Genomic DNA, 10564 nt, shown 5'->3' on the forward strand with positions numbered 1-10564 from the left:
GCCCGGGCCCGCCCCGCACGCGAGGCCTCCGCACGCGACCCCCACACAGAATGACGCCCAGCCCCCGCACGACGACCCGGGCGCCGGACGTCTGATAGCCGACCGCTACCGGCTGCTCGCCAAGCTCGGTCACGGCGGCATGGGCACGGTCTGGCGGGCCAAGGACGAGACGGTGGACCGCGAGGTCGCCGTCAAGGAGCCCCGCGTCCCGGACCATCTTCCCGATCGCGAACGAGCCAAAGCCTTCGAACGCATGCGCCGCGAGGCGCGCGCCGCGGCCCGGCTCGACCACCCGGCGGTCGTCAACGTGCACGACGTGGCGGTCGTGGACGGCCAACCGTGGATCGTGATGGAGCTGGTGCAGGGGCGTTCGCTGGGCGCCGCGCTCCAGGAGGGCACCCTCGGCGTGCGCGACGCGGCGAAGCTGGGACTAGAGGTACTGGGTGCCCTGGAGGCGGCCCACGCGGCGGGCATCCTGCACCGCGACGTCAAGCCCGACAACGTCCTCCTCGGCCGCCACGACCGCGTCGTCCTCACCGACTTCGGCATCGCCCAGATCGAGGGCGAGACGAACCTGACGGACACCGGCAACTTCGTCGGCTCGCCCGAGTACATCGCGCCGGAGCGCGTCCTGGGCCAGCGCCCGGGCCCGGCGTCGGACCTGTGGTCGCTCGGTGTCCTCCTCTACGCGGCCACCGAGGGCGTCTCGCCCTTCCGCCGCACCAACACCCCCGCGACCCTCCAGTCCGTCCTCAACTCCACCCCCGCCGCGCCCGCTTCCGCGGGCGGCCCGCTCGCCGAGGTCATCAACGGCCTGCTGAACAAGGACCCGGCACGCCGCCCGTCCGCCGACCGGGTCCGCGCCCTCCTGGAGGAGGCCGCCAGACCCCCGGCCCCGGAAACCACCCAGGTCGTCCAGTTCTCCGGCCCCGGCGGCAAGGGCGTCCGTATCGGCCGCAAGACCCTGTTCGGCCTCGGCGCCGCGGTCGTCGCGGGCGCGGTGGCGGCGTACCTGGTGGTCGCCGACCCGTTCGCGGGACCGCTGCCGGAGGGCTGGAAGACCAGGGCGCACCCGCGGCTCGGCGTGACGCTCGGCGTGCCCGCGGACTACCAGGTCACCCGGCCCGACGCCGACGACCGGGACAAGAACTGGGTGACCTACTCCGACTGGAGCGGCGGCATCTGGATCGGCGTGAACGTGGCCCGGAAGTCCCAGGACTCCCTGAACCAGATCAAGAACTCCGCGGCGGCCGAGATGTACGCCGACAACGAGAAGTTCAAGAACGAGGGCAGCTACGACCTGTCCATGCCCGAGGGGCCAAAGACCGCTCCCAAGGAGACCACGTACGAGAGTGGTAAGTCGGCCGAGAACACCGTCACGTACACGACCACCGACAGCCAGGACCCCCGCCCCCGCGAGGTGGAGATCTTCTACTACCGGAGCAAGGCCGGGGACATGTACAAGCTCACCATCAGCTACCCCGGCAAGGGCGACTTCACGGAGCGCGGCCGCGAGGTGGCGAAGGCGGCGATCGCGAACCTGGACATCAACAAGCTGTGATTCGGCCATTCGTGGCCATGGCCGACCCCGTTGTCGGTGACTGAGGGGCGGCTCGGGGTATCCGCACGCCACGGGCTGTGGATCATCTGTGTGGAAGGGCGAGGTGGGGCGGTGGCGGCGGCTACGCTCTGCGCCGTGGCCGCTCCGCGACGGCGTCCGGCCGCGGACGCACACGGCCAGGAGCGCGAGGAGAACGGGATCCGATGAACCCCACCGCCCGGCCAGAGGTGCGCCTCCATGTACGTTGACGAACGCGCCCACGCCACCCAGCGCTGGGCAGCGCGCATCGCGCTCGGGGCCGCCGGCCTCTCCGTCCTCCTGCCCCTCGGGGTCGCCCGTGCCCAGAGCCTCGTGCTCGTCGGCGTCGGGCTGCTCGGGGTGGCCGTCACCGTCGCCGCGCTGTGGTGGGTGCTGACGCGCAAGGGCGCGGCCCGGATCGCCGCCGCGCTGCTCGCGGTCGCCGCGCCCGTCACGGTCCTCGGGTTCTTCGCCGCCGCCAATCTGCTGTGGGTCGTCGTGGTGTCCCTGGCGCTGTGGGCGCTCGCGGTCTGGGCCGGGAAGTTCGCCCTCAGCAGCACCAAGTCGCACCACGTACGGGTGCGTGAGTACCGGACGCCGGCCCCGACCCGGCCGTTCCTCATCATGAACCCGCGGTCCGGGGGCGGGAAGGTCGAGCGGTTCGGGCTGAAGGAGAGGGCCGAGCGCCTGGGGGCACAGGTCCACCTGCTGGACCCCGCACGGCACGAGGACGTCGTCGCCCTCGCCCGGGACGCCGTCGACCGGGGAGCCGACCTGCTCGGGGTCGCCGGCGGGGACGGCACACAGGCCCTTGTGGCAGCGGTCGCCGCGGAGCACGGCATCCCCTTCCTCGTCATCTCCGCCGGCACCCGCAACCACTTCGCCATGGACCTCGGCCTCGACCGGGACGACCCGGCCGCCTGCCTCGACGCGCTCACCGACGCGGGCGTCGAACTCCGCGTCGACCTCGGCTTCGCCGACACCCACCCCTTCGTGAACAACGCCTCCTTCGGTGCCTACGCCGCCGTCGTGCAGAGCCCGGAGTACCGGGACGACAAGGTCCGTACGACGCTGGAGTTGCTGCCCGAACTGCTCACCCACCAGAGAGGGCCACGGCTCGTGGCACGCGCCCAGAACACCGTCATCGAGGCGCCCCAGGCCGTGCTCGTGAGCAACAACCCCTACCGGAGCGACGACCTCGCGGGCCTCGGACGCCGGGAACGGCTCGACTCCGGGGTGCTCGGGGTGCTCGGCGTCAAGGTCGAGAGCGCCGCCGAGGCCGCCGCCCTGCTGCTGGGACCGAACGCCCCCGGGCTCACGGTCCTCACCGCCGCCGAGATCGTCGTCCAGGCCGACCGGGCCGAGATCGAGGTGGGCGTCGACGGCGAGGCACTGGTCCTGCCCACACCCGTACGGTGCCGGATCGAGCCCGGGGCCCTGCGCGTACGGGTCCCCGCCGACCGCCCCGGCGTCCCGGAGGCCAAGCCGCCCATGGACTGGCGACGGCTGCGCAAGCTCGCGGCCGCGGTGGGCCGCACGGCCCTGCCCAAGAGCCGCCAGGGCTGGGGCGACTGGAGCGGCGACTGGAGGGGAGGCCACGGCGACCGGAACACGCGGGGACAACGGGACTGGCGCGACCCGAACACGTGGCGCGACCCACAGGCATGGCGTGGGTGGCAGAGCCGGCAGACCTGGCAGGACCGGCAGAAGCGGTGGAAGGGACGGGACCCACAGGACCGCGACTGAAGATCCTCACGACGTGCCCGAAGGCTCTCACGACGTGATCAAGTCGTCATCGTGCGCGTCTCCCTCACCGGCCCCACGCCCTGATCAGTGCATTCGTTGCCACTGATCGCTGGCATGGTGTGTGCGCCCGGTGAAAGCCTGTTACCGCCGGGTACCAAAAGGCTCCGCGCAGGCATACCCTGCGCGTCATGATGGACTCGCAGGCCCCGGAGAAGACCGGCATGGACGCAACCCCCGGCACCAACCCGCTCGCGCCCGCCCCCCAGGGCGCCCGCACCGCCGCCGACGTGGTCACGCCGGAGCTGGTAGCGCAGCTCACCAAGGGTGTGGCCGGCTCCGGCCGCACCGCCAACCACACGCCGTTCACCGGTGAGAAGCTGGCCGACCTGCCCGAGTCCACCCCCGAGGACGTGGCGAACGCCTACGAACAGGCGCGCAGGGCACAGGCCGTCTGGGCCCAGCGACCCGTACGCGAGCGTGCCGCCGTCCTGCTCCGCTTCCACGACCTGGTGCTGGAGCGCCAGGCCGAGGTGCTGGACCTGATCCAGCTGGAGACCGGCAAGGCGCGTCTGCACGCGCACGAGGAGGTCCAGGCCGTCGCCGTGGCCGCCCGCCACTACGGGCGCAAGGCGACCTCGTACCTGAAGCCCAAGCGGCACGCGGGCGCCATGCCCACCCTCACCCGCGTCACCGAACTGCGCCACCCGCGCGGTGTGATCGGCCAGATCGCCCCCTGGAACTACCCCCTGGAACTGTCGGTCGGTGACGCCATCCCCGCCTTCGTCGCCGGCAACGCGGTCGTGATGAAGCCCGACACGGAGACCGCCCTCACCGCGCTGTGGGCCCGCGACCTGCTCATCGAGGCCGGACTGCCCGCCGAGGTCTTCCAAGTCGTGCTCGGCGACGGCCCGGTGGTCGGACCGGAGGTCGTCAAGCACGCCGACTACGTCTCGTTCACCGGCTCCACCCGCACCGGCCGCGAGGTCGCCCAGGGCGCCGCCGCTCGGCTCGTAGGCGTGTCACTCGAACTCGGCGGCAAGAACGCCATGCTGGTCCTGGAGGACGCCGACATCGAGAAGGCCGCGGCCGGCGCCGTCCGCGCCTGCTTCTCGTCCGCCGGTCAACTCTGCATCTCCATCGAGCGGTTGTACGTCCACGAGTCGATCGCCGACGCCTTCGTCGAGCGGTTCGCCGCCCGTACCAAGGCCATGCGGCTCGGCGCATCCCTCGCGTACGGAGCCGAGATGGGCTCGCTGGTGGGGGAGCGGCAGCTGGAGACCGTCACACGGCACGTGGACGAGGCCGTCGCCAAGGGCGCGAAGGTCGTCGCCGGTGGTGTGGCCCGCCCGGACATCGGCCCGTACTTCTACGAGCCGACCATCCTGGAGGGCGTCGAGGCCCCCATGGCCGTGTGCGGCGAGGAGACCTTCGGCCCGGTCGTCTCCATCTACCGCTTCAAGGACGAGGACGAGGCCGTCGAGCTCGCCAACTCCACGGCGTACGGCCTGAACTCGTCCGTCTGGACCAAGGACGGCAGGCGCGGACGCGAGGTCGCCTCCCGGCTGCGCACCGGCACGGTCAACGTCAACGAGGGCTACGCCTCCGCGTACGGCAGCGTCCAGTCGCCCATGGGCGGTATGAAGGACTCCGGCCTCGGCCGCCGGCACGGCTCCGAGGGCATCCTCAAGTACACCGAGGCCCAGACGATCGCCCAGCAGCGGGTGCTGCCGATGGCGCCGGCGCTGGGGATGGACGACGAGAAGTACGCACAGTTCATGAGCAGGAGCCTGAGGGCGATGAAGGCACTGAGGCTGCGCTAGGGGGCGCCCCTGAAAGGGGCGCGGGGAACTGCGCGAGAACCCACGGACAACCCGCACTGCACACTCAACGAGGAGACAGCACGTGCCCCAGGAGAACTCCGCATACGACTATGACGTGATCGTGGTGGGCTCCGGCTTCGGCGGCTCGGTGACCGCACTACGCCTCACGGAGAAGGGCTACCGCGTAGGCGTCCTGGAAGCAGGCCGCCGCTTCACCCGCGAGTCGCTGCCGAAGAACTCCTGGGACCTCAAGAACTACCTGTGGGCGCCCAGGATGGGCATGTACGGCATCCAGCGCATCCACCTGCTGGGCAACGTGATGGTGCTGGCGGGCGCCGGAGTCGGAGGCGGCTCCCTCAACTACGCCAACACCCTCTACGTACCGCCGAAGCCGTTCTTCGAGGACCCGCAGTGGAAGGACATCACCAACTGGCAGGAGGAGCTGCGGCCGTACTACGACCAGGCCCGTCGCATGCTCGGCGTACGGATCAACCCGACCATGACCCCGTCGGACGTCCACCTCAAGGCCGCCGCCGAACGGATGGGCGTCGGTGACAGCTTCCACCTGGCCCCCGTGGGTGTGTTCTTCGGCGACGGCGAGGACGCGGAGGGCCAGGCGAAGGCCGCACCCGGCGAGGAGGTCGCCGACCCGTACTTCGGTGGCGCCGGGCCTGCCCGCAGGGCCTGCAGCGAGTGCGGCGAGTGCATGACGGGCTGCCGCCACGGCGCGAAGAACACCCTCAACGAGAACTACCTGTATCTGGCCGAGAAGTCGGGCGCCGTCGTCCACCCGATGACGACGGTCGTGTCGGTCACCGACGACTCGCAGGGCGGGTACGCCGTCGCGACGCTCCCGACCGATGAGAGGCGGAAGAGCGAAGGGCGGGTCTTCAAGGCTCGGCGCGTCGTCCTCGCCGCCGGCACGTACGGCACCCAGACGCTGCTGCACCGTATGAAGGCGGGCGGCCAACTGCCCTACCTCTCACCGAGGCTGGGCATGCTGACCCGCACCAACTCCGAGGCGCTGGTGGGCGCGCAGACCGACGACCGGCGCTACCGCAAGGCGCACGGCGCGCAGCGGGCCGACTTCACGCGGGGCGTGGCCATCACCTCCTCGATCCACCCCGACGAGAACACCCACATCGAGCCCGTCCGCTACGGCAAGGGATCCAACTCGATGGGTGGCCTGTCGATCCTCCAAGTGCCGTACGCGGAAGGCTCGTCGAGGGTTCTGGGCTGGCTCGCGCACGCCGCCCGGCACCCGTGGCTCGTGGTCCGCTCGCTGTCCAACCGACGCTGGTCGGAGCGGACCATCATCGGCCTGGTGATGCAGTCCCTGGACAACTCCCTGACCACGTACCTGAAGGAGAAGGGCGTGGGGAAGGGGCTGCTGACGGCACGCCAGGGACACGGCGCCCCCAACCCCAAGCAGATCAGGGCCGCCACGGAGGCCGCCTCCGCCCTCGCCGCCGAGATCAACGGTTTCGCCGGCAGCAACGTCGGCGAGCTGGCGGGCACCCCGCTCACCGCGCACTTCCTGGGTGGCTGCCCGATCGGGGCGTCCCCCGAGGAGGGCGTGATCGACCCGTACCACCGGCTGTACGGCCACCCGGGCATCTCGGTCGTCGACGGCGCCGCGGTCTCGGCCAACCTCGGTGTGAACCCCTCGCTCACCATCACCGCCCAGGCCGAGCGCGCGATGTCGTACTGGCCCAACAGGGGCGAGGCCGACCCGCGTCCGGCCCAGGGCGCCGCGTACGAACGGCTGAAGCCGGTGGAGCCACGGCACCCGGCGGTCCCGGTGCACGCGTTCGGCGCGCTGCGGCTGCCGTTCCTGGGGGTGCCGACGGTGCCGCCGAAGAAGTAGCGGAGTACGAGGACCCGTAGAAGGAGTACGAGGTCCCGTAGAAGAGGAGAAGGACCCGCGCTCCCCTCCGAGCGCGGGTCCTCCTTGCTTGTGCGAGCCGTGATGCCTTACGCGGCCCGGGATGTCCTACGCGGTGGTGTCCTCGCCCTTGCGGCGGCGGACCAGGAACACCGCGCCGGCGCCGGCGACGACGGCGATACCGCCGACGAGGCCGATGACGGGCAGCGCGGAACTCGAACCGGTGTGGGCGAGGCTGCCGGTCGGCAGCTCGGAGACGTCGCCCTGCGGCTTCTTCACGGAGTCCTTCTCGTCCTTCTCGTCCTTGTCACCCGGCTCGGCCTCACCCGGGTCCGGGTTGCTGGTGCCGGCCTTCAGTACCTCGAAGTCGGCCTCGGCCCATCCCTCGGCGACGCAGTCCTGATCGTCGACCTTGTCGAGGTAGGCGCCGGAACCGAAGGACCAGGCGTCGCCCACGGGCGCCTTCGCGTCGATGCTGACGCGCAGATCGAACTTCTCACTCGCCTTCGCCTTCAGCTCGTCGACGTAGGAGAAGTAGTCACCGGCCCAGTCGTCGTCCCCGATCCGGGTCCACTTGCCGTCCTCGGGGTTCTTGAACTCCAGGTCGGCGTGGGGGCTGAGGAACTTGTCCTCGTCCGCCTCGTCGTTCTCGACCTCGGCGTAGAAGGCGACCCTGCTGACGTCCACGTCACTGTCGTTGGTGACGACCAGCTGGAAGGCGTGGCGCCCGCTGCCCGCGACGATCTTGCCGGGCAGGCCCTTGACCTCGGCGGACACCTTGACGTCGTCGAAGTCCTCGTCCAGCTCCTCGCAGAACGGGATGTCGGGGTCCAAGGGGTCCGCCGCGCTCGACTGGGACGGGGTGGACGTCGGGGTCCGGGCTCCGGCCGTGTTCGCGGCGGGTTTCTGGTCCACCGGCGCGGACGTGGAGGGGGTGGCCTCCGGCTCCGACGTCGTGGTGGGCGGAGTGGTCTCCGGCGTCGCCCCGGGGGTGGACTCGGGGGCCGCCCCGGGCGTGCTCGTGCTCGGGGTCCCGTTCGGCGTCGACGGCTCGTCGGCGAACGCGGCCGGGGCCGACAGCAGGGCCGGCGGCGCCAGGACAGCCGCCGCGGCCGCTGTGGCCAGAGCACGGCGAAGCTTCATCGGGACCTCATCCGGGTGCGGGTCGGGGCGGCCGCCATGCCGCGGGGCGCGGGCATGGTCGTTGGTTCTGCACATGTGACCCGTGAGACCTGTGAAGGGTTGCGCCCGTTTTCACAGAATTCTTATGTGGTGTGGGTCACATGTGGATGCATGGGGATGCACAGGGACCGGTCGTATGGCGTGATGTCGCGATGGTGCGCAGGGTGCGCAGGGCGTGCGGCGCGTGCAGGGCGTGCGGCGCGTGCAGGGCGTGCGGGGGGTGCGCCGGAATCGAAGGCGGGGAATGTGAAGTCAAGGATGTCGCGGGTTGTCGTGGCAGTTTCGGTCGTGGCCACGCTGGGATTCACTGCGGCGTGCGGTGGGGGCGACGACGAGAAGGACACCGAGGGGAAGCCGACCGGGGCGACCGCCACCAAGGCGGCCGACGAGGGGAAGGGCGGCTCGGAGGGCGGCGGGGGCGGTGCCACGAGCGGTGGTGGCCCGGCTCCGTTGACCGAGGCCCAGTTGGAGAAGGCCGCCATCGTGAGCGGTGACATCAAGAACTACAAGGTCGCGAAGACGCCGGAGGGGGACATCCCCGCCGAGACCGTGCCCGCCGAGCCGGCCGCCTGCCAGTCCGTCGCGGACATGTTCTTCTTCACCTCCACCCCGCGGGCCGAGCTCCGCACGGCCCGCACCCTCACGGCGACGAGCGACCTCAACGCGACCGTCGTCTCGCTCGCTCTGCTGGCGCACGACGAGCAGAGCGACGCCGAGAAGGTGATGGCCGGCCTGCGCACGGCGTCGAAGTCGTGCACCGCCTTCGAGCACACCGACTACAAGTACAGCGGCGTCAAGGCCCTGCCCGACCCGAAGCAGGGCGACGAGGCGGTCTCGTACCAGATGAAGGGCTCCATCGAGGGCACCGACGTGCCCATGACCTTCACGATCGTCCGCAGCGGGCCGACGCTCGCGGCGTTCTACGCCATGAACGTCCTCGACGCGGACAAGGCGCAGGTGCCGGCGGATGTGATCGAGGCTCAGCTGACGAAGCTGGCCGAGCTGGAGAAGGCCGCGGGCTGAACTGCGGGCTGAGCCGGTCCGCCGATGTCCCGCTCGCTGGGGCGGACTGCGAAGAGCCCCGCGGGACGCGTCCCGCGGGGCTCTTCTGAGTCAGCACCGACGTCAGGGCAGCGCCGGTGCCTCGGGAGCGGCGCCGGGGGGTTGCGCCGCTTGATTGGTTCTCGGTCCACCGATGCGCCGGACGGGACCCTTCGGTCGGCGCCCCGGCGCACTGGGGGCGCGTACGTGGCCTGGACCATTGGCAGTCAGGTGGGGCAATGCTGTTGTCCGGTGCGGGCTGTCCCTGCATCGTGCTGGATGGGGCGCGGCCTCCGCAACCGTTTCGACCACCCTTGAACAGATTTCGCCGGTCGGCTCCGGGCGTCCCCGAAGCCGACCGATCCTGGGTGACCGGGCTGCTGTCCCCTGCCGTCCGGTCACGACCCTGGAGCGAGGTCCCACGGCGCACTCACGATCCGTACGCCTCATCGCCCCAGCGGAGCCACGCGTGGTTTTCTCGGGCCCGCACCTGGCTGGCACGGACACGGACACCAGGACCAACGAAACGTGTCGTACGGCGGTCACGCGCCGTACGGGTGAGAGGGGGTGCGGACGTGCGTGCGCCGGGCTTGCGAGCGGGGTGGTGCGCCGTGTGCGCGGGGGCTGTGGCTCAGATGCGGCCCCGGCACAGTTCCAGCAGGGTCATGGCGAGGGAGGTACCGGGCTTGCCGAGGGCCTCGCTGTAGTGGGCGAGGATCTCCATCTCGCGGGAGAGGTTCACACGGCGGCCGCCGGAGGCGATACGGGCGTCCTGCACGACCGCGGAGACGGCCATCCGCTCCTGGATGAGTCCGATGATCCGGTCGTCCAGAGCGTCGATGCGTTCGCGTGCGCCCGTGATCACATCGGTGGCTTCGGTGGCTTCGGTGGCTTCGGTGGCTTCGGTGGTGGTGGTCATTGCGGGGGCTCCTTGCTCGTGTTCAGGAAGGAAGCCCCGGAGCGGCAGGCCCCGGAAACAGCAGAACGCCCCGGGCCTTGTCGGCCCGGGGCGCCTGGGAAGTCGCTTGTCAGTTGCTCAAGCAGCACGACCATGGCAGCCGGTGGGCCGGTTGCCATAGGTAAAGACGAACGTCTGGTGCTGGAGCATGCGAGCAGTATGGCCGGGGGTGGGGGCGAGGGCCAAGTGGGTTCGGATAGTGAGACGGAACGAACCAGCCCCTCCGGCGCGCACCAAATCAGCCCCTCCGGCGTTTGAGGAACGGGGGTCCGGGGGCTGGCCCTCGAAAGGGGGTCCAGGGTGGAGCCCCGGTGGGGTCGAAGGGGCGGAGCCCCTGGGGGATGGGACGGGTA

7 protein-coding genes are annotated in these 10564 nt (G+C 70.9%); 5 read left to right on the forward strand and 2 right to left on the reverse strand.

All coding sequences use genetic code 11. From position 1 onward, the window contains the following. The 4 genes from FNH08_RS33585 to FNH08_RS33600 all read left to right on the forward strand — a co-directional run. Window positions 1-1561: serine/threonine-protein kinase (locus tag FNH08_RS33585; protein ID WP_152775304.1), on the forward strand; the 1561-nt coding region annotated here is incomplete at its 5' end. Between the two features lie 237 nt (window positions 1562-1798). Next, window positions 1799-3325 (forward strand): diacylglycerol/lipid kinase family protein, encoded by a 1527-nt coding sequence (locus FNH08_RS33590; protein ID WP_152775305.1) that lies wholly within the window; start codon window positions 1799-1801, stop codon window positions 3323-3325. A gap of 188 nt (window positions 3326-3513) precedes the next feature. Further along, window positions 3514-5145 (forward strand): succinic semialdehyde dehydrogenase, encoded by a 1632-nt coding sequence (locus tag FNH08_RS33595; protein WP_152775306.1) that lies wholly within the window; start codon window positions 3514-3516, stop codon window positions 5143-5145. An 82-nt stretch (window positions 5146-5227) separates the two neighbouring features. Beyond that, complete coding sequence (locus FNH08_RS33600) at window positions 5228-7012, forward strand: GMC family oxidoreductase (protein ID WP_322725934.1); 1785 nt, start codon at window positions 5228-5230, stop codon at window positions 7010-7012. A 126-nt stretch (window positions 7013-7138) separates the two neighbouring features. On the opposite strand, the gene FNH08_RS33605 is transcribed toward FNH08_RS33600, so the two are convergent. Continuing rightward, a complete protein-coding gene (locus tag FNH08_RS33605) occupies window positions 7139-8173 on the reverse strand; it encodes an LPXTG cell wall anchor domain-containing protein (protein WP_152775308.1) in 1035 nt (344 codons plus the stop codon). 312 nt (window positions 8174-8485) lie between these two features. On the opposite strand from FNH08_RS33605, the gene FNH08_RS33610 reads away from it, so the two are divergent. Next, complete coding sequence (locus tag FNH08_RS33610) at window positions 8486-9235, forward strand: hypothetical protein (protein ID WP_322725935.1); 750 nt, start codon at window positions 8486-8488, stop codon at window positions 9233-9235. 649 nt (window positions 9236-9884) lie between these two features. Here the strand turns inward: FNH08_RS33610 and FNH08_RS33615 are convergent. Continuing rightward, window positions 9885-10172, reverse strand: coding sequence for a chorismate mutase (locus FNH08_RS33615; protein ID WP_152775310.1), 288 nt, complete (start codon window positions 10170-10172; stop codon window positions 9885-9887). Window positions 10173-10564: the final 392 nt, after the last annotated feature.

Origin of the sequence: Streptomyces spongiae (assembly GCF_009377185.1) — a bacterium.
Taxonomy (GTDB): Bacteria; Actinomycetota; Actinomycetes; order Streptomycetales; family Streptomycetaceae; genus Streptomyces; species Streptomyces spongiae.

Coding starts and splice junctions, on each gene's coding strand:
- FNH08_RS33605 (WP_152775308.1), bottom strand. CDS start 8,173: ATGAAGCTTCGCCGTGCTCTGGCCACAGCGGCCGCGGCGGCTGTCCTG.
- FNH08_RS33590 (WP_152775305.1), top strand. CDS start 1,799: ATGTACGTTGACGAACGCGCCCACGCCACCCAGCGCTGGGCAGCGCGC.
- FNH08_RS33595 (WP_152775306.1), top strand. CDS start 3,514: ATGATGGACTCGCAGGCCCCGGAGAAGACCGGCATGGACGCAACCCCC.
- FNH08_RS33615 (WP_152775310.1), bottom strand. CDS start 10,172: ATGACCACCACCACCGAAGCCACCGAAGCCACCGAAGCCACCGAAGCC.